The organism is Oceaniglobus indicus (assembly GCF_002751875.1).
Classification (GTDB): domain Bacteria; phylum Pseudomonadota; class Alphaproteobacteria; order Rhodobacterales; family Rhodobacteraceae; genus Oceaniglobus; species Oceaniglobus indicus.
The window spans coordinates 478190-501583 of the sequence record NZ_NMZM01000002.1 but is presented as its reverse complement, the minus strand read 5'-3'; the positions used below and the strand labels follow the sequence as shown (position 1 = coordinate 501583).

At 64.9% G+C, this 23394-nt stretch carries 23 protein-coding genes and 1 tRNA gene; 8 read left to right on the top strand and 16 right to left on the bottom strand.

Translation table 11 applies throughout. The annotated features are described in order from the left end of the window. Positions 1-2: 2 nt before the first annotated feature. The 7 genes from CFP68_RS04935 to CFP68_RS04905 form a co-directional block, all read right to left on the bottom strand. On the bottom strand, positions 3-383 hold the full coding sequence (locus CFP68_RS04935) for a hypothetical protein (RefSeq protein ID WP_099825171.1): 381 nt from the start codon (positions 381-383) through the stop codon (positions 3-5). Further along, positions 380-706 (bottom strand): hypothetical protein, encoded by a 327-nt coding sequence (locus tag CFP68_RS04930; RefSeq protein ID WP_099825169.1) that lies wholly within the window; start codon positions 704-706, stop codon positions 380-382. The genes CFP68_RS04935 and CFP68_RS04930 overlap by 4 nt, the downstream gene beginning before the upstream one ends. Continuing rightward, complete coding sequence (locus tag CFP68_RS04925) at positions 703-1014, bottom strand: hypothetical protein (protein ID WP_099825167.1); 312 nt, start codon at positions 1012-1014, stop codon at positions 703-705. The genes CFP68_RS04930 and CFP68_RS04925 overlap by 4 nt, the downstream gene beginning before the upstream one ends. Continuing rightward, the gene (locus CFP68_RS04920) at positions 1011-2942 is read right to left on the bottom strand and encodes an AAA family ATPase (RefSeq protein WP_099825165.1); all 1932 of its coding nucleotides are present in this window, start codon (positions 2940-2942) and stop codon (positions 1011-1013) included. Before CFP68_RS04920 ends, CFP68_RS04925 begins: the two co-directional genes overlap by 4 nt. Positions 2943-3014: 72 nt before the next feature. After that, positions 3015-4142, bottom strand: coding sequence for a hypothetical protein (locus CFP68_RS04915; RefSeq protein ID WP_099825163.1), 1128 nt, complete (start codon positions 4140-4142; stop codon positions 3015-3017). A 69-nt stretch (positions 4143-4211) separates the two neighbouring features. Continuing rightward, the gene (locus CFP68_RS04910; protein ID WP_099825161.1) at positions 4212-5288 is read right to left on the bottom strand and encodes a hypothetical protein; all 1077 of its coding nucleotides are present in this window, start codon (positions 5286-5288) and stop codon (positions 4212-4214) included. A 237-nt stretch (positions 5289-5525) separates the two neighbouring features. Further along, positions 5526-6380 (bottom strand): alpha/beta hydrolase, encoded by an 855-nt coding sequence (locus CFP68_RS04905; RefSeq protein ID WP_099825158.1) that lies wholly within the window; start codon positions 6378-6380, stop codon positions 5526-5528. A 101-nt stretch (positions 6381-6481) separates the two neighbouring features. On the opposite strand from CFP68_RS04905, the gene CFP68_RS04900 reads away from it, so the two are divergent. Continuing rightward, positions 6482-7960: an NAD-dependent succinate-semialdehyde dehydrogenase gene (locus tag CFP68_RS04900; protein ID WP_099825156.1), complete on the top strand. Its 1479-nt coding sequence runs from the start codon at positions 6482-6484 to the stop codon at positions 7958-7960. Between the two features lie 30 nt (positions 7961-7990). Continuing rightward, positions 7991-8635, top strand: coding sequence for a CAP domain-containing protein (locus CFP68_RS04895; RefSeq protein ID WP_158234130.1), 645 nt, complete (start codon positions 7991-7993; stop codon positions 8633-8635). A 3-nt stretch (positions 8636-8638) separates the two neighbouring features. Here CFP68_RS04895 and CFP68_RS04890 read toward each other — a convergent pair whose 3' ends face one another. Next, positions 8639-8875: an Lrp/AsnC ligand binding domain-containing protein gene (locus CFP68_RS04890; RefSeq protein ID WP_099825151.1), complete on the bottom strand. Its 237-nt coding sequence runs from the start codon at positions 8873-8875 to the stop codon at positions 8639-8641. 130 nt (positions 8876-9005) lie between these two features. Here CFP68_RS04890 and CFP68_RS04885 point away from each other — a divergent pair, with 130 nt between their 5' ends. Both CFP68_RS04885 and CFP68_RS04880 read left to right on the top strand, forming a co-directional pair. After that, the gene (locus CFP68_RS04885) at positions 9006-9545 is read left to right on the top strand and encodes an RNA polymerase sigma factor (protein WP_099825363.1); all 540 of its coding nucleotides are present in this window, start codon (positions 9006-9008) and stop codon (positions 9543-9545) included. Further along, positions 9542-11491, top strand: a complete 1950-nt coding sequence (locus tag CFP68_RS04880; protein ID WP_099825148.1) for a vWA domain-containing protein — start codon at positions 9542-9544, stop codon at positions 11489-11491. Before CFP68_RS04885 ends, CFP68_RS04880 begins: the two co-directional genes overlap by 4 nt. Before the next feature lie 305 nt (positions 11492-11796). Here CFP68_RS04880 and CFP68_RS04875 read toward each other — a convergent pair. The 4 genes from CFP68_RS04875 to CFP68_RS04860 form a co-directional block, all read right to left on the bottom strand. Further along, a tRNA-Thr gene (locus CFP68_RS04875) sits at positions 11797-11872 on the bottom strand. Positions 11873-12105: 233 nt separating this feature from the next. Further along, entirely contained in the window at positions 12106-13644 is a 1539-nt protein-coding gene (locus tag CFP68_RS04870) for a heme biosynthesis protein HemY (RefSeq protein ID WP_099825146.1), read from the bottom strand. A 10-nt stretch (positions 13645-13654) separates the two neighbouring features. Beyond that, entirely contained in the window at positions 13655-15202 is a 1548-nt protein-coding gene (locus tag CFP68_RS04865; protein ID WP_099825144.1) for a COG4223 family protein, read from the bottom strand. A gap of 90 nt (positions 15203-15292) precedes the next feature. Then, positions 15293-16006, bottom strand: a complete 714-nt coding sequence (locus CFP68_RS04860) for a uroporphyrinogen-III synthase (RefSeq protein ID WP_099825141.1) — start codon at positions 16004-16006, stop codon at positions 15293-15295. An 83-nt stretch (positions 16007-16089) separates the two neighbouring features. Between CFP68_RS04860 and tsaD the strand changes: the two genes are divergently transcribed. Both tsaD and CFP68_RS04850 read left to right on the top strand, forming a co-directional pair. Then, the gene (gene tsaD / locus CFP68_RS04855) at positions 16090-17178 is read left to right on the top strand and encodes a tRNA (adenosine(37)-N6)-threonylcarbamoyltransferase complex transferase subunit TsaD (protein ID WP_099825139.1); all 1089 of its coding nucleotides are present in this window, start codon (positions 16090-16092) and stop codon (positions 17176-17178) included. 19 nt (positions 17179-17197) lie between these two features. Beyond that, complete coding sequence (locus CFP68_RS04850; RefSeq protein WP_099825137.1) at positions 17198-17614, top strand: EVE domain-containing protein; 417 nt, start codon at positions 17198-17200, stop codon at positions 17612-17614. Positions 17615-17637: 23 nt separating this feature from the next. Here CFP68_RS04850 and CFP68_RS04845 read toward each other — a convergent pair whose 3' ends face one another. Next, positions 17638-17979: a DUF2853 family protein gene (locus tag CFP68_RS04845; RefSeq protein ID WP_099825134.1), complete on the bottom strand. Its 342-nt coding sequence runs from the start codon at positions 17977-17979 to the stop codon at positions 17638-17640. 160 nt (positions 17980-18139) lie between these two features. Here CFP68_RS04845 and tmpT point away from each other — a divergent pair, with 160 nt between their 5' ends. Beyond that, entirely contained in the window at positions 18140-18778 is a 639-nt protein-coding gene (tmpT, locus tag CFP68_RS04840) for a thiopurine S-methyltransferase (RefSeq protein ID WP_099825132.1), read from the top strand. Positions 18779-18812: 34 nt separating this feature from the next. On the opposite strand, the gene ahcY is transcribed toward tmpT, so the two are convergent. After that, positions 18813-20207, bottom strand: coding sequence for an adenosylhomocysteinase (gene ahcY, locus CFP68_RS04835; protein ID WP_099825130.1), 1395 nt, complete (start codon positions 20205-20207; stop codon positions 18813-18815). Between the two features lie 110 nt (positions 20208-20317). On the opposite strand from ahcY, the gene CFP68_RS04830 reads away from it, so the two are divergent. Next, positions 20318-20908, top strand: coding sequence for an HD domain-containing protein (locus CFP68_RS04830; protein WP_099825361.1), 591 nt, complete (start codon positions 20318-20320; stop codon positions 20906-20908). 56 nt (positions 20909-20964) lie between these two features. Here the strand turns inward: CFP68_RS04830 and gdhA are convergent, their stop codons facing one another. Both gdhA and CFP68_RS17810 read right to left on the bottom strand, forming a co-directional pair. After that, on the bottom strand, positions 20965-22320 hold the full coding sequence (gene gdhA / locus CFP68_RS04825) for an NADP-specific glutamate dehydrogenase (protein WP_169961449.1): 1356 nt from the start codon (positions 22318-22320) through the stop codon (positions 20965-20967). Positions 22321-22499: 179 nt separating this feature from the next. Continuing rightward, a complete protein-coding gene (locus CFP68_RS17810) occupies positions 22500-23294 on the bottom strand; it encodes a M55 family metallopeptidase (RefSeq protein WP_158234129.1) in 795 nt (264 codons plus the stop codon). Positions 23295-23394: the final 100 nt, after the last annotated feature.

The window sequence follows — 23394 nt, the reverse complement described above, 5'->3', positions numbered from 1 at the left end:
CCCTACCTCAATGTGCGATGGACGCCGCGCGCCGTCAGGATCATCGTCCGCAGCGCCATCAGGCACAGCCCGCCCACTGCCAATTGTGCGCCCGTCACCGCGAAATACGCAAGACCGCCCCAGGGATCGCTGTCCCAGGCGGCCGTCAGTTGAACGCCGCTTTGAAGATACAGCAGGACCGAGGCGACGGCACCCACGATCACCAGCACGGCGGCCCCCAGCAACAACGTGCGCACGACCGCCCGTCGTCCGATCCCGGTCAGCCGGAAGAACGCCTTGGGCAGAAGCCACCCCAGCACGGCCAGGGCGGCACCGACAAGGATATAGACGGGCACGCCGTCCACCGCCCAGGCCGACAGGGTGGTGTCGAATGACTCGGTCATGTCCGTCTCCGCATCAGGGCATTGTGCACGATCAGGAAGGCCGGCACCCAGAACAGCGCGCAAAATCCGGTGGACACCATGGTGCGCGCGGCAAAATCGCGCAGCGTCTCGGGGCCGGCCACGGGATCGGGGTTCAGGGCCAGCAGCAGGACAAAGACCCCCAGCCCCGACGCCGCCAGCCCCAGCATCACCGACCGTCCCTGTCCCAGGCGATCGACCGCCGCGTCGGTGCCGAACACCATGGCGCAGCCGATACCGGCGATCACCGACACCGCGACGAACGTGCCCAGAAGGACGGCAACCGAAGGTGACGCCCCGCTCATGACACGCGCCGCCGCCCGCGCGTCAGCAGGGCCGCCAGGATCAAAAACGCCACAAAGAGCGCAACGTCGATCCCCCGCACCGGCAGCCCGCCGGTCAACAGCATCGCGCCTTGGTGCGGCAGCCCGAACATCGCCGCCCCCGCCAGCCCGACGATCCAGCGCGCAAAGCTGAAACAGAACACCGCGCCGATCAGGCCATACAGCACCGCCCGCGCCGCGCTGCCCCGCCGCGCCAGAAACGGGATCAGCCACAGCGCAAGCACACCGCCCAGAACGGTGCCAAGCGTGGTCAGAACGGCAAGGGTCATGGGCGCCCCGCCAGATAGCGTCTCTTGGCTTCCTCCATACGCCCCATGTCGCGCACGGCGTCGGCAATCGCAACCTCGTCCGACTTGTCGGCATAGCGGAATTCGCTGTCGGCATAGCGGTTGATTTCCTGCACCACCATGTCGACCGTGATCGGCCGGGTCATGTCGCGGATCATCGCCAGCTTTTCGTCATAGGGTTTGAACAGGAACAGGTCGGGTTCGTCCATCCATTCGTCGGGCAGTTCGAAATCCATCGCCCGCACCTTGACCGCATCGGTGATGTTCTTAATCGCGCGGCCGGTGAAGCGCGGATCGGCCTGCTGGATTCCCTTCAGGTAATGGCCTAGCTTGGCGATGGTATCCAGCCGGCCCAGATCACGCTCGGTCTGCTCCCACACCTTCAGCAGGCCGTCCTCGTGGGGCCGCCCGTGGGCCTCGAAGCTGGCGGCGACGGCCTTCTTGATTTCCTGCGCCGCGAACAGGTCATGATCGCCCACGGGAATGTCATGGTTGCGGCCCAGCAAAAGATGCAGGATGTCGACGTAATCCTCGTGCGTCTGCGGCCCGTCCACCAGGAACCGTGCGCCCGCCCGTTGGCGCAGCGCATCATCGACATTCTCGGGATAATTGCTGAACATTCCGAAGGTGCAATTGCCCCGCACCACCGTGTTGGCGCCCGCAAAGCTCTCCATCAGCACGGCGGTGATCTCAAGCTGGCCGGACGACGACTGCCGGTCGCCGCGCTTGCCCGCAAGCTGGTCGATGTCGTCGATGGTGCCGAAGCCGATCACCGTCGGGTCGATGATGTTGTTGATGAAGGCCTTGGCGTTCTGCCCGGACTTGCCTTGATAGCTGTCGATGTTGTCGGTGCTCAGGTTCTGATAGCGGAACGGATAGCCCGCGACCTCGCAATACCCCGAGATCAGCCCTGCCATCATCTGGATCAGCGTGGTCTTGCCCGTGCCCGGCGCGCCATCCCCCATGAAGGTGAAGATGAAGCCGCCCAGTTCGGCGAACGGGTTCAGGCGACGTTCAAAATCATAGGCCATCAGCATCTTGGACAGCTTCATCGCCTGGTACTTGGCGATATGGTTGCCCACCACCTCGTTCGGCTTCTTGAACGTCATGGTCAGCGCGCCGCCCTTGCCACGCCGGGTGGGCGTGAATCCCTGGATCGCAAAATCGTCGGCTTCGATCCGCCAACTGGCGCCTGTAAAGGCCGCAAGGCGTGGCGCGCTGGCCGCCCGGGCCGCGACCTTGCCCATCAGCTGTTCGGCAAACGCCAGCACCACCGACACCACGCGCGCATCGTCCCCGGCAAATGTCTCCAGATCGCCGTCCAGCTCCCACAACACCCCATGCAGGGCCAATTGCGCGTTGTCGTTCAGCACCTCCTCGATCTCGCCGATCTCGACATTCACCTCGCCGGCATGGGCCGCCAGCAGAACGGACGTGGCATTGGCGAACACCGACAACACGACCATGGCCTCGGCCGCCAGCAGTTCGGAAAACTCCGCCTGCTTACCCCCGGCCAGGCGCCCGCCCAGGTTGTCGCGCTTCAGCGCATCCAGCCCGGTGCGTTCGGCGAACTGCTCGCCCAGCGCCAGACCGATGGCCAGCGCCCGACGCAGGGTCTGCAACACCGCCGCCTGCACCGGCGACGGCAGCGCGTCATCGCCCACCGCCTCGATCCGGTCGATCAGGTGCACGCCTTCAGGACGCGCCGTCGAACGTGTGACCAATCCCGGCGTGGTCGATCGAAACCGCCGTCGCGTGCCGATCCCCGGCGACCGCTCGGCCACAACCCTCTGGCCCGCCGACGCAATGCGCGGCACATGATCGAACCCGCCCAAAAGACCCAGCGCGACGTCGTAATGCTTGCGAATGTCCGCTTCCCGCAATTCGACCTGATCGCCCGATATGCTCACACCGCCTCCGGTTTTTTCTTGCCCAAAATACTCAAATCCCCAATGCCGCGCCACGCGCTGCCGCCGCGGGCCTCAACGATAGCTCAGAACCCGTCCCGCGGGGCTGACGACAAGCTTGCGGATCCCGCCAAAACCCGGCGGATTGCGGTCGGCCAACACTTGGAACTGTCGCTGCGGCAGGACGATGAACCGGTCAGTCCGGCTGGCGCCACTTTCCGCCCCCCGCGCCGCAAACGGATCCAGCGCGAAGACCTGCCGTTCGACCGACCCGAACCAGCCCTTCGCTTCCCGCTCGACCCGCGCGCTCTCAAGGGTTTCGACGGTCCACGCCAGGCACCAATCGTCGCCCTCGGGCGCCATGGCACCATCCAGAACCTCGCGGATCGGCCCGGTCTGGCGGGTGAAGGCCGACGAATACATCGGCCCGACAAAAACCCGTTGCACCCGCTTGGGGTGAAGGTTGTCGAAATCCGTGTCGAAGCCGCGCGCGATCGTCAACAGTTTCAGCCCGGCCATGGATTGCGCCATCAGGTGCATCTGCACCGCCGGCCAGCGCGCGGCGTCCTGGGGCAAGGCGGTGCGTCCGCTGTCCTCGACCTCCATCAGGTAGATCACCGGCAGGTTGATCTCGCTGTCATAGACCGCCCAATGCACCAGGTATGTCCGGCGGTCCTTCAAGCCCGAAAGCCAGATCGCCCGCGGATCGTTCTGTGACCAGAACAGACGCTCCTCCAGCAACAGTTCGTAATAGATCCGCTGCGACAGCGCGAACTGCAGCTTGGTGGGAATCTCCAGATTGCCGACAATGGCCGACACCATCCGATCCATCAGGTCCGCGCGGTTCGGCCCGGCGGCGGTATGAGCCGACGCCTGGGCAAGATCGCTGGCCATGGTCAGAATCTCGCGAAAGACGGGAAACCCGCTTTCGGTCACGTCGATGGCCAGCGCGCCAAAGGCCGTCCCGGTCTCGCGTCCGGTCATCAGGTATTTCATGCCCAGCGCGCGGAACGTGCCGGTGATCCGCTCAAGATACTCGCCCATCACGCCCAGTTCGGCGCGCGAAAAGGCGCCCTCGCTTTCCATGATGGCGGCAACACGCGCAAGATGCCCGGTGATCCCTTCGAACGTGCGGAAATAGCGCCGCGCGGCCAGTGTGTCGGACAAGCCGACGTGGTCATGGCCCGGACCGAGACCGCTCATCCCTCAATGCGCCCCAAGCCCGCTGCCCGGACCGCAGGATGGAAGACACCTCCACGCACCACCTCGCGATCAGCCCCCATAAAGGTTCTTGTCGTGCTTTTCGACGATGGACGAAAACCGCCGTGCGAAGCGTTCGTCGGCCTTCTGCTTCTGTTCCAGAACCTTGCGCGCGAACACCATGTGATCCTCGTGCGATTCCAGCATGTCGGCCATCCGCGCGTTGGTGGCGGCGCCGATCCCGGCCATGGCGGTCTGCGCCTCCTGGTCCGTTTTCACGCCGATCTCGTTGATGCGGTGCGCGACATCCTGCTGCTGCGCCGTTTTCAACGATTTGGTCAGGGCATCATACAACACCACCCGCTGTTTCGTGTCGGTCTGCAGCTTGTTGATCAGAACCATCTGCGTCGCTGCCTGGTTCTGCAGCGAATCGACCCAGGTCTTGCCCTTCTCGATATAGCGCTCAAGCGTCTGCGATTTGGCCAGCTTCACCTGTTCGTCCTGCACCATGGCGTTGTATCTCGTGTTCAGATCCGCCAGTTCGGTCTCCAGCCGGGTGCGTTCGGCCGCATCCTGGGTGACGGAAATCCGGTTCTCCAACTCGATGATGGTCGGATCCATCGCCATAACATCGGCCCGCAACGCCTCCAGCTCGGCGACGGTGAATTCACGCTCGTCCAGGGTATCGGTCAGGTTCGCCTCGACCTTGTTCTTCTGCTCGTTCAGAACGGCAAGCTGCCCCTCCAGAAGCCGCACGATGATGTCGGACTTCGAAATCAGATCCTGCAACTTGTCATCGACCGACGCGGTGCGCATCCGCTCCTGCCGCATCGAATCCGACTTGGCCTCGGAGAAAATCCCGACGAAGCTTTCCCAGCCGGTCTTTTCGCGCATTTCGGCGAAGTCCTTGGAAAACCCCGCCGTCACGTCGTCCAGCCCCATGATAAGCTCGGCGATGTTGGCATTCATCGCCTCGGTGTGGGCGTGAACATCCTCCAATGTGGCGTTTTCGATGTCCAGGCTCGCATCGGTTCCCGCCGCCATCTTGTGGCGCGCGGCCTCGATCCGGCTGGTCAGTTCAGTGATCTTGCCTTGCGCCTCGGCGACCTGCGCCTGGCTCTCGCGAACCTGCGTATCGAAATCGGCCATCAAATCCTCCGGTGACTGGTGCGGGTCGGGAACATGCACGCAACCGGCAGTGTAAAAGGCTGATGTGCGCCCGGCAAGCGCCGCGACGCACACCGCCGAAAGGTGCGCCCGGCGAAATACGCACCCGGCTTTTTCTTGCTTCAAATACTCCCGCGCGGAGCGCTTTCCCCCACGCGGATCATGCGCTTTGCCATGAAACGGCGCGATGCCGGCACGCCCCGCGGACGTGCCCGCCCTTCAGGACCGCGTTTCATCACCGGGCAACAGCGCGCGCATCAGGGGGCTGTCGGCATCGGCCAGGCCGTCGATCACATCGAAATGATGGCGCCCCGGATCGACCCGCAGAACGCCGCCCCAGGCATCGGCCAGCCCACGCGCCTGGTCCAGGAACGCCGGTCGCTCGTCGGCGCCAACCCAGACGGTGAGCGGGATATCCAACACCTTTTGCAGCAGCACGGGGCTTTCTGCCGCGGCCTCGGCAGCGTCGAGACGCAGATCGGCGTTCATCGCGGTATCGATCAGCGGGCGCAGGTCGGACAGCGGCGAGATCGCCATGCATCCCGCGATCCGCGCCGCCACGTCGGACGGCAGTCCGGCATCGCGACACAGCATCCGCGCCACCAGATGTCCACCCGCCGAATGGCCGCTCAGCACGATGGGCCCGGCGGTCTCCGCCGCGATCCGCGTCACGGCCGCGCCGATCTCGCGCGTGATCTCCGCGATCCGGGCCTCGGGCGCCAGGGTATAGCCGGGCATCGCCACTGCCCAGCCCCGCGCCAGCGCGCCGGCCGCCAGGTGTGACCAGCTTTCCTTGCCGAACCGGCGCCAGTATCCGCCGTGCACAAAGACGACAACGCCGCGTGCGGGGCCGAGGGCGGAGCCTCCGGCGGGAGTATTTTCGTCGGCAAGAAGCCCGGGCAGGAACAGATCGAACCTTTGCCTGGGGGCATCGCCATAGGGCAGATCGAGGCGCGCACGACCTTCCGAGGATAACGCCGCGCGCGACGCCGCCGCCGCCGCGCACCAGCGCGGGGGATAGGCCGCCGCATCAGGAATGAAATCTGCGTTGGCATAGGCTATATCGTTGGACATGGCGGAACCCTTGGTGGAACCGCACCATTATAACTGGACAAACGCCCAAGGCACATGGTTTGTCAGCCGAAAACAGCCCTGTCGCCCGAAAGGATGAGAACATGCTCGATTCCACTACAAACCTGGCCAGCCTTCTGAAGGATCCCGATCTCCTGGTGTCGCAAGCCTATCTGGCGGGCGAATGGGTCGACGGCCCCGATGGCGCGACGTTCGACGTGACCAATCCCGCCCGCGGCGACGTGATCGCCAAGGTGGCCGATCTGGACCGCGCAATGTGTGCCGACGCCATCGAGAAGGCGCGCCTGGCGCAGAAGGAATGGGCCGCGCGCACCGCCAAGGACCGCGCCAACATCCTGCGCAAGTGGTTCGACCTGATGGTCGAGAATGCCGACGACCTGGCCGCGATCCTGACCGCCGAACAGGGCAAGCCCCTGGCCGAGGCGAAGGGCGAGATCCTGTATGGTGCATCGTTCATCGAATGGTTCGCCGAAGAAGCCAAGCGCATCTACGGCGAGACGATCCCCGGCCATCAGCCGGACAAGCGGATCCAGGTCATAAAGCAACCCATCGGCGTCTGCGCCGCGATCACGCCGTGGAATTTTCCGAACGCGATGATCACGCGCAAGGTCGGCCCCGCCCTGGCCGCAGGGTGTTCGATGATCGTGCGGCCGCCGTCGCTGACCCCGCTGAGCGCCCTCGCGCTGGGGGTTCTGGCGGACCGCGCCGGATTGCCCAAGGGAATCCTGTCGATCATTCCGTCGTCGTCGTCGTCGGCCATCGGCAAGGAGTTCTGCGAGAACCCTGCCGTGCGCAAGCTGACGTTCACCGGATCCACCGAAGTGGGCCGCATCCTGCTGAAGCAGGCCGCCGATCAGGTGATGAAGTGTTCGATGGAGTTGGGCGGCAACGCGCCGTTCATTGTCTTCGACGACGCCGATCTGGATGCGGCCGTCGAAGGCGCGATGATGTGCAAGTTCCGCAACAACGGTCAGACCTGCGTCTGTGCCAACCGGATCTATGTGCAGGCCGGCGTATATGACGCCTTTGCCGAAAAGCTGAGCGCGGCCCTGGCCAAGCGCAGCGTCGGCGACGGATTGAAGGACGGCACCGACTTCGGCCCCCTGATCGACAGCGACGCCGTCGAGAAGGTCAAGGCCCACATCAAGGACGCCACCGACAAGGGCGCCAAGGTTCTGACCGGTGGCGCGCCCCATGAATTGGGCGGCACGTTCTTTCAGCCCACCATCGTGACCGGCGTGACCCAGGACATGGCCGTCGCCACCGAGGAAACCTTTGGCCCGCTCGCCCCGCTGTTCCGGTTCGACGACGTGGACGAGGTGATCGAGATGGCCAATGACACCATCTTCGGCCTTGCCGCGTATTTCTATGCCAAGGATCTGAGCCGCGTCTACAAGGTGTCCGAGGCGCTGGAATACGGCATCGTCGGCGTCAACACCGGTATCATCTCCACCGAGGTGGCCCCGTTCGGCGGCGTCAAGCAATCCGGTCTGGGCCGCGAAGGCAGCAAGTACGGCATCGAGGATTACCTCGAGATCAAATACGTCTGTTTGTCGGTCTGACCCATGAACGATGAACGGCGGCGAAGGGGAATGACATTGCGCAATGCGATCCGATGCCTTTTCGCCGCCGTTCTCATGTGTCCGGGTGCGGCATTCGCCGCGTCCTGCGACGTGGATGTGCCCAAGGCGGAACAGATCGTGCCCAATGACGGAACCCACGACGCGACGGCCCTGTCCGAAGCGGTGCGGGCGGCCACCAACACCGTGCGTTGCGCGCGAGGGTTGGCGCCGCTGGCCACGGATCCGGCATTGGTCGACATGGCCGAGCGGTATTCGCGGGACATGGCGCAGCGGGGGTTTTTCGCCCACCAATCGCCCGTCGAGGGCCGCGAGACGTTGCGCAAGCGGGCCGACGATGCCGGTATCGGCAACGTGAACCTGGCCGAGAACCTGATCACCGGTTTCTTTGTCGACTATGACGACGGCGATCGTTTCAGCGTTGTGGATCGGGACGCCTGCGAGTTTCGCGACGCCGACAGCGGTCGGCTTTACGACAGGTTGACCTATCGCACGATGGCCGACGATTTGGTTGCGCGCTGGATGGACAGCACCGGCCATCGCAGGAACATCCTGTCCGCCGATCTGACCCGCCATGGTTTCGGAATGGCCGTCGATCCGAAGGACAGCGCGCTCTGCGGCAAAACGCTGGGCACACAGGTGTTCGCGGGCGGCTGACGCCTAGAACGCGTTGAACGTCAGCGTTGTCAGTGTCCGCTCGATTCCCTTGATCGTGCGCAGGTTGTCGTTGATGAACAATCCGATATCGGTGTCGGACGGGATATACATCTTCAGAAGCAGGTCGAAATCGCCGCTGGTGGAATAGAGCTCCGAGTGCAGTTCGCGCTGCACGATTTCTTCGGCCACGCGATAGGTTTCACCGGGCACGCACCGCACCTGAACAAACACACATTCCATGGGCCGACTCCTTCGATGTTTCGCCGTGATATGATCATCCTACGGGTCCGCCTGCCAGACCTGCACGAAAATAATCCGCCGCGCCGCCAAGGATTGACCGCGCGTCCGCGTCCAACCCAATGTCATGCGCATGAACACATCGGACGAGGATCTGGCGAAAGCGGCCGCGAACGGCGACGGGGCGGCCTTTGCCCTGCTGCTCGAGCGGTGCTATGACCGGCTGTTCGCGCTCTGCTTTCGATTGACCGGCGCACGGGCCGAGGCCGAGGATCTGACCCAGGACATCTGTGCCGCCCTGCCCGCCAAGCTGCGCCGTTACCGGGTGCAGGCGCGGTTCACCACCTGGCTTTACCGCGTCGCGGTGAACGCCGCCCATGACCGCCGCCGCCGCAACGCAACCCATGCCAAGGCGGCCACCGGTTGGGGCGACTGGGAGATCGCGCGCCAGGCCGGCATTGCCGAAGACCGCGAGCGTGACGCGTGGCTGACGACCGCCATGGCCGCCCTGCCCGACGACCTGCGCGACACGCTGGCCCTCACCGTCGGCGAAGACATGACCCACGCCGAAGCCGCCGCCGTGCTGGAAATTTCCGAAGGCACCGTCAGCTGGCGATTGTCCGAGGCCCGCAAACGGTTGCGCGCCATGACCCCGAAGGAGGGGACAGCATGAACGATCCGCTCGACGACCTGACCGACGCGATGCGCCGCGCCACCCCGGCGCCGGACCGGGAAGCGCGGGCGCGAAACCTTGCCCGCGCGCAGGAAATTTTCGACGCGACCCAAGGATCCGCCAGCGGGGTCCGTTCCAGACAGGACCGCCCGACATTTCGGGCATCCCTCAGGACCGGAGCCGCCCGCATGTTTCACAGCCTCACCACCAAAGGCGGATTGACCGCCACGACCGCGCTGGTCGCCTGCGCGGTGTTCGTCGCCCTCCCGGATACCCGCGGGGTTCTTTTTCCCACAGCAGATCGCGACCGGTCGCCCGTCACCGCCGGCGTGGACTCTCCGGCAACCGAACCGGCGGTCGAGTTCGTGCCGGTGGACGATGTGTTTGTCGATCCAAGCCCCCGTTTCGCGCCCATCATGCCGTCGGCGGCCCCTGAAATGGGGTCGACCCGGACATTTGACGCCCCGGTCGGGGCCGATCAAGGCATGACGCGCCAGACGAAGACATCCGCCATGCCCCCCCCGATGGAACCGGCACCTTTGGTCGAATCCGACACCGAAACCTTCGCGAACGCCGATGAAAATCCGGTAAAGATCGCCGCCGACGATCCTGTCTCGACATTCTCCACCGATACCGACACCGCCAGCTATGCGGTGATCCGCTCGTCGCTTCTGCGCGGCCAGATGCCGCCGAGCGACGCCGTGCGCATCGAGGAGATGGTGAACTATTTCCCCTACGCCTATCCCGCGCCCCAGGACGACGCCGCGTTCCGCGCCACCGTCACGGTGACACAGACCCCGTGGAACGCCGACACCCGTCTGTTGAAGATCGGCCTGCAAGGCGCGATGCCGGCCATCGCCGAACGTCCGCCGCTGAACCTGGTGTTCCTGATCGACACCTCGGGGTCGATGAACGGCCCCGACCGGCTGGGTCTGCTGGTGCAGAGTTTCCGGCTGATGCTGACGCAACTGCGCCCCGAGGACGAGATCGCCATCGTCACCTATGCCGGCAGCGCGGGCCTTGCCCTGCCGCCGACCCCGACGGGCGAACGCACCACGATCCTGAACGCACTGGAAACCCTTGCCGCCGGAGGTTCCACCGCAGGTCAGGCCGGTCTGCAACAGGCCTATGCCATCGCCGAAAGCATGACCGAAACGGGCGAGGTCTCGCGCGTCCTTTTGGCCACCGACGGCGATTTCAATGTTGGTCTGTCCAACCCCGATGACCTGAAGGATTTCATCGCGGACAAGCGAAACTCGGGCACCTACCTGTCGGTTCTGGGGTTCGGACGGGGCAACCTTGACGATGCCACGATGCAGGCGCTGGCCCAGACCGGCAATGGCACGGCGGCCTATATTGACACGCTGTCCGAAGCGCAGAAGGTGCTGGTCGACCAGCTGACCGGCGCCCTGTTTCCCATCGCCGACGACGCCAAGGTGCAGGTCGAATTCAACCCGGCGGCGGTCGCGGAATATCGCCTGATCGGCTATGAAACCCGCGCCCTGCGCCGCGAGGATTTCAACAACGACGCCGTGGATGCGGGCGAGATCGGCGCCGGACACCAGGTCACCGCGCTTTACGAGGTCACGCCGGTGGGATCGCCCGCCACGCTGAACGATACGTTGCGCTATGGTGATGCAAAGCAAGTGCGCGGCGACGCCGATGAACTGGGCCTGCTGCGCCTGCGCGCGAAAGCCCCGGGCGCGCAGGAAAGCACCCTGACCGAAGTCGTCATACCGAACGCCATCGCGCCCGCCGATCCAGACACCGCGTTCGCCGCGGCGATCGCGGGCTTTGGTCAACTCCTGCGTGACGGCAAGTATCTGAACGGCTGGTCCTACGACGATGCCATCGACCTGGGCGCGGCCAACACCGGAGCCGATCCTTACGGCTATCGCCGCGAAGCCGTGTCGCTCATGCGTTTGGCGCAAACGCTTGCCGAGTGACAGGACCCCGGCACCCATCCCGGGATCCGCCAGGATGTGGGCAAAAAGCACGCCCGCACCCTGGATCATGATGGGGCTTCAGCCCGCAGGAGTGATCGGAAAGAGAGGCCGGGGTAATGACAGAGCCGCTTCATCTCCTGCTGCTGTCGCATCTTCGGTATAACTGCAAAACCCATGAAGATCAGGAACCACCGCTTCAAACCCCCCTTCACCGAAGGGGTGTCAGTCGCCGGGCCGTTCACAATCCGCCCCCCGCGAAGCGATGGAGGTTCGTCGGTGTGCCTGGACTGTTCGAGCGGTGAATGTGGTGCCCCAAGACGGATTCGAACCGCCGACCTACTATTTACGAAACAGTTGCTCTACCGGCTGAGCTATTGGGGCATCCTGTGGTGCCGCGATACTTGCGGCCCGTGGTCTTTGCAAGATCACGCCTTGTGCGCGGGAATCTCGCCATTCTCTATCGTTGCAACCGTGCAACATCGTTGCGCGGTCTGGGCTTCGACATTAATCAAGCCTGTCCTAGGCGCCCGGATTTTCAGCGTCAAGCCTCTTCGTCAGGCGGTGACGCGGCGGCGGAGCTTTCCCGGCCGCCGCGTCGGTCTGGAGCTGGCGTGTCAGGCGTTTCTGTTCGGCGCGTCCGGTGCCTGGCTGCGGGTGTCGACCACCGGATCGGGCGTGTCTTCGGGAACCGGGCTGGGCGTTTCATCCGCCGTGACGATTTCGGCATCGACCGGCTCGGCCGGCACTGTCTGGACCGCCTTGCTCTCTTCGTCGGCGGCGCGACCGACGATCAGGGGCAACATGCCCGTGCTGGCCGGCATCGCCACTTCGCCCGATTTCGGCACCGTCCAGGACAGTGTGTCGAAGGCGCCGCAGGCGTCGCAGACCGGGGTCCAGTTGCTGTGGATCGTGTGGCAGTTGTCGCACACCCATTGCGGACCGCGCGACACCGATAGGGCGCGTGTCAGCCAGCCGCGCACGACGGCATCGTCCGCCCCTTCGCCGCGTTCGATCGCCGCCATGATGGTGACCGAGCGGGCCGTGGGGTCGGCCGTGGCCAGATCGCCCAAGGCGCGGCGGGCCGCCGGGAAATTCTCGTCCGCGATGTTCAGTTCGGCCAGAAGCATCCGCGTCTCGGGGTGGTCCGGCTTGATCCGCGTGAGGGTCGTGAACCGCCGGATCCGCTCGGACGGGGTTTCGTCGGGACGGATTTCGGCGAAAGCCGCCGCAAGATCGGGATGCGGCTGCACGGCCCAGGCCTTTTTCAGCACGCGCGCCGCATACTTTTCCTGGTTGTTGGCGATATAGCCGCGTGCCGCCATCACAGCGGCCGGGATCAGGTCGGGTGACAGGCGGTTGGCTTCGATCGCGGCCTCGCGCGCTTCGATGGATTTGCCGTCATCCAGAACGTCGCGCGCTTCGGAGAGGGCCAGCACGGCATCGCGCCGCTTGTGCACGTCACGCGGCAGCGTGCCCGTCTTCAACTTGGCGCCAAGCGTGCGGCGCGCGCCGGACCAATCGGCATGGCCGGCCTGAAGCTGCAACAGGATATCCTGGGTTTCGGCATGCTTCGGCTTCAATGCAAAGGCCTTTTCGGCCAGCTTCAGCGCGGTATCGGTGTCGCCTTCTGCCAACTTCTGCTTCATCAACCCGCGCACCCCGACGAACCGGGTGCGATCATCCGCCAGAAGCGCCTTGTAGGCTTCGATCGCCTTGCGGTCGTCGCCGGCAATTTCCGCCCCCTGGGCCGAGATCAGGTTGGTCAGATCGGGCCGGTGCAGATATTTTTCGGCCTTGCGGGCCTTGGCCATGGCTTCTTTGCCCTCGCCCGCCGCAAGGGCCAGCATGCCGTCGGCCAGTGCCTCGAATCCCTTGCGCTCGCGGTGGCGATCGAAATAGCGCGACATCGCCGTTTCATCGCCGTTCAGGAAACGGACGAAAGCCACAAGCAGGCCGATGATCTTCAGGATCAGCCAGACCGCGAACAGCAACAGCAGCAGGGCGATGGCCAGTTGCAGCGGCCCCAGCGTGAATTCCACGTTGGCGATCGACACGACCACGCTGCCGTCGGTTTGCATGAGGTTGCCCGCCAACAGGGTCAAACCCGCGACGATGGCAATGAAGAGGACGATTTTGATAAGTGACCAGAGCATGAATGCGTCCTCAGTTGCTGTTCTGTGCGGTCGTCAGATCCGACAACGCGGCCCGTGCCGCGATGCGGTTCTGCGCCCGGTCGACCCAATCGGCCATCTCGGCCTGACCCGATGGCGGCAGGCTTTCGATTTCGGCCAACGCTGTGGTCAGATCGCCGGTGCGCACCGCGGCCTGTGCGCGGGACAGGATCGCGTCGGGGTCATCGCCTTCGCGCGCGTCAAGTGACCGCGCGCCGGTCTGGTCACGCAGGAAGGCGCCGAACCGGTCCAACGCTCCGCCATCGCCCGATGTCTCGCGGATCGAAGCCGACAGGGCGCGGCGGGCGGCCGGCGGAAAGTCCCGTTGCAGCGCGGCGATGGTGGCGACCCCGTCGTTTGCCACGTCGCCCAGCGCGGCAGGCACGTCGATTGCCCCGGCGTTGCGCAGGTCGGCAACCGGCGCGACGAAGGGTTCGCCGCTTTCCAGTGCCGCCGCAATCTGGGCCAGCGCGGCCTGAACGGTGATTCGATTGGTTTCGTCGGCCGCGGCCGTGCGGGCATCGGCGGCCGCGCTGCGGGCGTCATCGATGGCCGCGCGCTGTTCGTCGAGATTGGATTGCAGCGCCTGAAGTTGCGTCTCATAGGCATCCAGACCGGACAGCGGCGCCTTGTCTTCGACGTCGGCGGCGATGGTATCGACGCGGGCGGCGATCTCGTCCAGGCGGTCCGACAATTCGGCCACCCGTTCGGGCAGGGCCATCAAGGGTGTCAGATCGGGCGTTTCGGCCTGCGATGGGGTCGAATCGCCAGCCTCGGCCGGTTCCGTCGGTGCCGGGGCTGCGGCCGACGCGGCGCCCAGATCGGCCCGCAGATCGTCCAGCGCCGCGCTGACGGTCGCGATCTGGTCCTGAACCGTGGCCAGATCATCCTGGCTGGCGGCGGCTTCGGCCTGGGTCGCGGCACCTGTCGCGGTTTCCGACAACGTGTCCAGCCGCGAGGATTGATCGTCCAGACGCTGGGCGATTTCCGCCATGCGTTGCTCGCCGGTTTCGGCGTTCGGGTTCAAGACGCCAAAGCTGGCCAAGGCATAACCGATGGCACCCGCCACAAGACCCCCCAGAAGCAGGGTAAAGAACCCGGGCCCCTTGGCGATGCGCGGGGCTTCGACGGGAACGGGAGCCAGTTCCGGGGTGCTGCCGGGCGGTGGTGGCGGGGTGGCCGTGTCGGGGTCGCGCGCGGCGGCGGCGCGTTCCTCGGTTTCGGCCTGGAACACCGCCGGATCGTCGCCGCCGGGCAGATCGGCCGAGGGCGTCGCGTCGATCGGCGACACCGGATCGATGGCGCTATCGTCCGTCGAGACGGAATCATCAGCCGAAACGGTATCTTCGGGCGCGTTCACCTGCGTCATGGTATCGGTTTCTGCGGCGTCGCTCTTGCCGGGAACCAGGATATCCGGGTCGGTCAGCCGTCCGTTTCCGCCGGTTTCCGATGTCGTGGCGTCCGTCGCTGAAGTCAGGGACTCATCTCCGAGGCTCTCAGGCTTGTCTTCGGACTTTTTCGACTTGTCGGATTTCGCCACGCTGAAAATACCTTTCGCTGATTTCCGGCACTGCCGGCCCTGCACCACCAACGTGGACACTATCTTTTCGGGTCCATGCCAACAAGTGTTTCATCCGCTTGCCATGGACACCGACAGATCCGCCATTGCATCGGCATCGGGCCGTGCGGCGATGCCCGCGGCCTGGACCTTCGCCATCACCGCTGGCCCCGCGGCGGTTTCGAAACGTCGCATGGCGCGATCGCTGATGGCGCAGAGGCGCAGGGGTGCGACCGATTCGCACAGCGCCTGCCCCAGCAGTGTCGCCGACCGGGGGGAAAACAGCGGCATGATCACCGGCCCGGTCCCGTCCAGCAGGCGCAGCGCCTCGGATGTCAGCGCGCTAGGCGCCTGGTCGTAAACTACGGCCTCGTCCGTGGGCAGACCGGCGGAACGCAGTCGCCCCGCGAGATCACCGCGCGAAAAGGTGCCGCGCAGATGCAAAAGCGGCGTCGGCGGCTGATCGGCGATCAGCAGGGCCAGCAGATCCTCGACCGTGCCGGCGGCGGATTGGCATGGCACCCCGCGTTCCCGGACGGCGGCGGCGGTGTGGTCACCGACCGCATAGGCCCGGTGATGTTGTGCGAACGGGCCGGACACCTGTGCCACCCCGTTGGCCGATGTGAAGATCAGCGTCGGATACGAGGCCAGATCCGGCACCGTCCCTTTCGGTGCGATTTCGATCACCGGCGAGATCACGACATCGCCCGCGAACCCGCGTGCGTGACAAAGGGCCGCAAAGGATTTCGCGGCCGGTTCCGGGCGTGTCAGCAACAACGTGGCCATGGTGGACTCCGCTCAAAGGATTGCCGTGACTGAACCGCAGTGATACCTGCGCCATCACCCCCTCGCAACCGGCGGCCCACCCCATGACAACCATTCTCGGCATCGAAAGCAGTTGTGACGACACGGCTGCCGCAGTGGTCCGCCACGATCACGGCGCGATGCCGGACATCCTGTCGTCCGTCGTGCATGGGCAAACGACGTTGCATGCCGGGTTCGGCGGCGTGGTGCCGGAAATCGCCGCCCGCGCCCACGCCGAAAAGCTGGACCATTGCGTCGAGCGGGCCTTGGCCGATGCGGGGATCGGGTTGCGCGACTGTGATGCCATCGCGGTGACGGCGGGGCCGGGGCTGATCGGCGGCGTGATGTCGGGTGTGATGTGCGCCAAGGGGCTGGCGGCGGGATCGGGCCTGCCGCTGATCGGGGTGAACCATCTGGCCGGTCACGCCCTGACGCCGCGCCTGACGGACATGGCGGCGTTTCCCTATCTGATGCTGCTGGTGTCGGGTGGGCATTGCCAGTTTCTGCTGGTCCATTCGGCCACCCGCTTTACCCGGCTGGGCGGCACCATCGACGACGCTCCCGGCGAAGCCTTCGACAAGACGGCGCGCCTGCTGGCCCTGCCGCAACCCGGCGGCCCATCGGTCGAACGCACCGCGCTGGCGGGCGATCCCGACCGCTTCGCCTTTCCGCGCCCGTTGCTGGACCGGGCGGGGATGGACATGTCGTTTTCGGGTCTGAAGACCGCACTGTTGCGCGAACGCGACCACGTGATTGCGGCCCATGGCGGCCTGCGGACCGGCGACCGTGCCGACCTGTGCGCCGGGTTTCAACAGGCGGTACGCGACGTGATGGTTGAGAAATCGCGCCGTGCGCTGGCCGAATACCTGACGCTGCAACCGGACCAGCCGGTGTTCGCCGTTGCCGGAGGTGTTGCGGCCAACACCGCGATCCGCGATGGTCTGACCACGCTGTGCGCCGACACCGGCACCCGGTTCCTGGCGCCGCCGCTGGCGCTGTGCACCGACAACGCCGCGATGATCGCCTGGGTCGGGATCGAACGGTTTCGCCTGGGGTTGCTTGACGGCATGGACCTGGCCGCGCGACCGCGCTGGCCACTGGACGAAACCGCCGCGCCGCAACTGGGCAGCGGCAAGAAGGGCGCCAAGGCCTGAACCACGTCGGGAGGAAAAGATGCGTTACTGGCTGTTCAAATCCGAACCCTCGGCCTGGTCGTGGGACGATCAGGTTGCCAGGGGCGACGCCGGCGAAGAATGGGACGGCGTGCGCAACTATCAGGCGCGCAACATCATGCGCGAGATGGCCGTGGGCGATCTGGGCTTCTTCTATCACTCGCAATCGGAAAAGGCGGTGGTCGGCATCGTCGAGGTGATCGCCGAGGCCCACCCCGACAGCACCGACGACACCGGCAAATGGGAGTGCGTGGACATCAAGGCGCGCGAACCCATGCCGACGCCGGTCACCCTGGACATGTGCAAGGACGATCCGCGCCTGGCCGACATGGTCCTGGTCAAACGGCCCCGCCTGTCGGTACAGCCGGTGACCGAGACGGAGTGGAACATCGTGCGCGAACTGGGCGGCCTGTCCTAGAAGACCGCCCCTGTCGCCGCAGGTCAGCCGTAGATGGCTTCCTTGCCGAAATGCTTGGTCAGCATGTAATAGACGACGGCACGATACTTGTTGCGTTCGGATTTGCCGTAGATGTCGATCACCTTGTGGATCGCATCCATCAGGTCGGGGCTGTCGGGCAGGGCCAGCTTGCGGATCAGGAAGTTGTTCTTGACCGTCTCCAGCTCGCCCGGCTGGGTGGCCGCGATGGTCGCCGCATCGGCGTCATAGATCGCCGGACCGCAGCCGATGGTCACCTTCGTCAACAGGTCCATGTCGGGGGTCATCCCGCACTTGTCCCGCAGGTCGGCCGCATATCGTTCGATCAGATCGTCGCGCTTTCCCATCTGTCCCTCTCCTTTTCATTTTTGAGTGTCGTCTCGCGTGGCGCCATATGAACCCGGCCTTCGGCATTGTGACAACCGCCAACATGGGTAAACGGTAGGGTTAGGGCCAAATGACGCCGATTTCGGCGGTGGCGGCACAGGATACGGAAAGGGATCGGCGATGGAACACGGATTTTGGCACGCCAAATGGGACAGCGGCCAGATCGGCTTTCACCAGGACCGGCCGAACGCCATGCTGGTCGAACACTTTCCCCGGCTGGCCGTGGCGGCGGGCGCGTCGGTCTTCGTTCCGATGTGCGGCAAGACCCGCGACATCCACTGGCTGTTGGACCACGGATACCGGGTCGTCGGTGCCGAGCTGAGCGAGAAGGCCGTGCGCCAGCTGTTCGACGATCTCGGACAGACCCCGGAAGCAACGATGGTCGACGGCGCGTTGCGCCTGTCGGGTCCACGCCTGACCGTGCATGTCGGCGACATCTTCGCGCTAAAGGCCGGCGATATCGGCCCGGTCGATGCCGTGTTCGACCGGGCGGCCCTGATTGCCCTGCCCGACGACATGCGCCTGCGGTATGCCCGGCACCTGGGCGCCCTGAGCGGGCACGCGCCGCAGATCCTGGTGACGTTGACCTATGATCAGGATGCGATGGACGGGCCGCCGTTTTCGGTAACCGCGGACGAGGTGGAACAGCGGTATTCCGACGCCTACTCCATCGAGTTGCTGGAACAGGCCGAGGTTTCAGGCGGCCTGAAGGGACGGATCCCCGCCACCCAAACCGCCTGGCTGCTGAGCCCGAAATGAAAATCGCCGCCGGGATGACCCGGCGGCGATCCGATCAATAGCGGTAATGTTCGGGCTTGAACGGCCCGTCCGGCGACACGCCGATATAGGCCGCCTGTTCCGGGTCCAGCTTGGTCAGCTTGACGCCGATCCGGTCCAAGTGCAGGCGCGCGACCTTTTCATCCAGGTGCTTGGGCAGGATATAGACCTGGTTCTTGTACTCATCGCCCTTGGTCCACAGTTCGATCTGCGCCAGCACCTGGTTGGTGAATGACGCCGACATCACGAACGACGGATGGCCCGTCGCATTGCCGAGGTTCAGCAGACGCCCTTCGGACAGCAGGATCAACCGATGCCCGTTCGGCATCTCGATCATGTCGACCTGTTCCTTGATGTTGGTCCACTTGTGGTTCTTCAGCGCGGCAACCTGGATTTCATTGTCGAAGTGGCCGATGTTGCCGATGATGGCCATATCCTTCATCTCGCGCATATGCTCGATGCGGATCACGTCCTTGTTGCCGGTGGTGGTGATGAAGATGTCGGCAGTGGCCAGCACGTCTTCCAGCAGGACCACCTCGTATCCGTCCATCGCCGCCTGAAGCGCGCAGATCGGATCGACCTCGGTCACCTTGACGCGCGCGCCGGCACCCGACAGCGACGCCGCCGATCCCTTGCCGACATCGCCGTATCCCATGACCACGGCGACCTTGCCCGCCATCATCGTGTCGGTGGCCCGACGGATCCCGTCGACCAGGGATTCGCGGCAGCCGTACTTGTTGTCGAACTTCGACTTGGTGACCGAATCGTTGACGTTGATCGCCGGGAACGGCAGTTGCCCCTGCTTGACCAGCTCATACAGGCGATGCACGCCGGTGGTGGTTTCTTCCGACACGCCCTTGATCGCGTCGCGCTGTGTCGCGAACCAGCCGGGGCTTTGCGCGATGCGCTTGCGGATCTGGGCGAACAGGGCGACTTCCTCTTCCGATTTCGGCACGGCGATCAGATCGTCCTCGCCGGCTTCGACCCGGGCGCCGATCAGGATATACATCGTCGCGTCGCCGCCATCGTCCAGGATCAGGTTGCAGGTGCCATCGGGGAAATCGAAGATACGGTCGGCATAGGCCCAATATTCTTCCAGCGTTTCGCCCTTGATCGCGAACACCGGCACGCCGGATTCGGCAATCGCCGCCGCCGCGTGATCCTGGGTCGAAAAGATGTTACACGACGCCCAGCGCACATCGGCGCCCAGCGCCACCAGCGTTTCGATCAGCACCGCCGTCTGGATCGTCATGTGCAGCGATCCGGCAATGCGCGCACCCTTCAGCGGCTTGCTGTCGCCGTATTCCGCACGCAGCGCCATCAGCCCCGGCATTTCCGTTTCGGCAATGTCCAGTTCCTTGCGGCCATAGGCGGCCAGCGCGATATCCTTGACGATGTAATCCTTGGCCATGATGCCAGACTCCTCGGGTGAATGCGATGTTGCGGGGGAGGTAGCACCGCAATGGCCTTGCGGCAATGCGCGACACCCGGCATGACGCGGCCAGACGTCAGGAGGGGACGATGAAACAACCACGCGCGTGGCAACGGATGCTGTCGGGCCGCCGGCTGGACCTGCTGGACCCGACGCCCATGGATATCGAGATCGAGGATATCGCCCACGGTCTGGCCTTCGTCGCCCGCTGGAACGGGCAGACACGGGGCGATTATGCCTATTCGGTGGCCGAACATTCGCTGCTGGTGGAAACGCTGTTTGCGCGCCTGGAACCCGCCGCACCGGCGAAATGGCGGCTGGCGGCATTGCTGCACGATGCGCCGGAATACGTCATCGGCGACATGATTTCACCGGTGAAGGCGGCGGTGGGGCCGGGATACGGCGCGCTGGACGACCGGTTGATGGCGGCCATCCACCTGCGGTTCGGCCTGCCGGCGCAGATCCCCAAGACGGTGAAGTCGCGGATCAAGAAGGCCGACCGGATCAGCGCCTGGATGGAAGCGACCCGGATCGCCGGATTTTCCGAGACCGAGAGCACCCGCTTTTTCGGACGGCCCGATCCGGCAATGATCGCTGGACTGGAGATCGTGTTGCGCGCGCCGGTGATCGTGCGGGCGGAGTTCACCGCCCGTCACGATGCGCTTCTGTCCGCGCTCTAGCGTCCGGCACAGGGACAGGTCGCCAAGCGCCGGCGGCGGCGACCTGTATCAGCCGATCAGATGACTCCGAGCATCCGCATCGCTTCGGCCACGCGGACGAAGCCCGCGATGTTGGCGCCCAGGACATAGTTCCCCGGCGCGCCGTATTCTTCGGCGGTGTCGTGACAGGTGTCGTGGATGTCGCGCATGATCGCCGCCAGCCGGGCTTCGGTCTGGGCGAAGGTCCAGCTGTCGCGGCTGGCGTTCTGCTGCATTTCCAGCGCCGAGGTCGCCACACCGCCCGCATTGGCGGCCTTTCCGGGCGCGAACAGCACGCCGGCCTCCTGAAACGCGCGGACCGCTTCGGGGGTCGATGGCATGTTCGCGCCTTCGCCCACGGCCATCACGCCGTTCTCGATCAGCTTGCGCGCATCCTTGCCGGACAGTTCGTTCTGCGTTGCCGAAGGCATCGCCACGTCGCAGGGCACATCCCAGACCGACCCCTTGTCGGAGGCGATGAAATGCGCACCGTCGCCGCGCCGCTTGGCATAATGCGACATCCGCTCGCGGCGGACGTTCTTGATCTCCTTGAGAAGCGCCAGGTCGATGCCGTTCTCGTCCACGACGTAACCGCTGGAGTCCGAACAGGCGATGACCTTGCCGCCGAAGGATTGCACCTTTTCGATGGTATAGATCGCGACGTTTCCGGACCCCGAGACGACGACCTTCTTGCCGTCGAAATCGGTGCCCCTGGTGCCCAGCATCGACTGCACGAAATAGGTGTTGCCGTATCCCGTCGCCTCGGTGCGGGCGCGCGATCCGCCATAGGCCAGCGCCTTGCCGGTCAGAACGCCGGCCTCGTAACGGTTGGTCAGCCGCTTGTATTGCCCGAACAGGAAGCCGATCTCGCGCCCGCCGACGCCGATATCACCGGCCGGAACGTCGGTGTATTCGCCCAGATGGCGGAACATCTCGGTCATGAACGACTGGCAGAAGCGCATGATCTCGGCGTCCGAGCGGCCCTTGGGATCGAAATCCGACCCCCCCTTGCCACCGCCGATGGGCATGCCCGACAGCGCGTTCTTGAACGTCTGCTCGAAGCCCAGGAACTTGATGATCCCGACATTGACTGACGGGTGAAACCGCATCCCGCCCTTGTAGGGGCCGAGGGCCGAGTTGAACTGAACCCGGAAGCCGCGGTTCATGCGGACCTGGCCCTGATCATCGACCCAGGGAATGCGGAAGATGATCTGCCGCTCGGGTTCGCAGATCCGCTCGATCAGCGCGTGATCCAGATAATGCGGGTGCTTGGCCACGACGCGACCAAGGCTTTCCAGCACCTCGCGCACGGCCTGATGAAATTCCGCCTCGCCCGCGTTGCGGCGCAGGACTTCGTCGAGGATCGGAAGGAGTTTGTCGTCTACCTGATTCACATTCGGACTTTCGTTGCGTAACTGAATGAATTTCGACCAGTTAGCCCAATTGCCGGCCGAATGGAACTTGATCTTGCGCATGTGCCCCTGATCGCCCTTCGGCCGGGATCGCAAGCGCCGGATGCCTCCGGCGGGAGTATTTGGATCGGCAAGAAATCAGACGCGGCATGGCGCGACTTTCACATGAAGCCCAGGGCGCGGGCGATCTCGTAGATGTCGTCGTGTTCGAACCGCAGCGTGTCATCGGCGATCATCCGGGCGCCGGGGTAATAGGATTTGGCATGGGCCAGGTGCGGATGGGTGAACCGCAGGTCCATGACATAGGTGTCGGCCTGGGGCAGGGCATGATCGCGCAGGTTGGATTGCAGCGCGGCGGCGACGCCATCGGCGATCAACCGGCACGACCGCGCGGGGGTGATGCCGGTGATCGATGCGCCGTGGCCGGTCTTGGTCGCCACCGTTCCCATGGCGGGGTTGAGCGCGCGCGCCTGGGTGCAGATCGCGTCGTCGCCGGCAAGGAACACGACCGGCACCCGGCAGGTGGCGGCAAGATGGGCGTGGATCAGGAATTCGGACATCGGCTCGCCGTTCAGCGTGATATCGGCGAAGCGGCCCGTCATGGTGTGGGCCAGCGGGTTGCCGCCATTGCCGGCGGCACCGTGCCAGCCGATCATCACCAGCGCCGCGAAACTGTCGTCGAGATGCTGGATCATCTTGAACGGGTGGCCCGACCAGCCGCGGATCAGGGTCACATCGTCGGGGATGCGGGCGATATCCATGTTGCGGCCCGTTTCATGGGCATCGCGCAGCACGATCCGGGTCGCACCACCGGCCCGCGCGCCTTCGATGGCGGCCAATGCCTCGTTCGTCATGAAGGTGCGGAAGGTGGCATAGTCCGATCCATTGTCCAGGGCCTCATCCCAGTGGGAGATGCCCGCAATGCCTTCGATGTCGACGCTGATATAGACTTTCACGACCCATGCTCCCTGTCGGACTCGCCAAAGTGATAGCGCGGCGGCCGCCGACGGGCCAGAGGATGCATGATGCGGTTTGACGCAGAAAACCGGTTTCGCT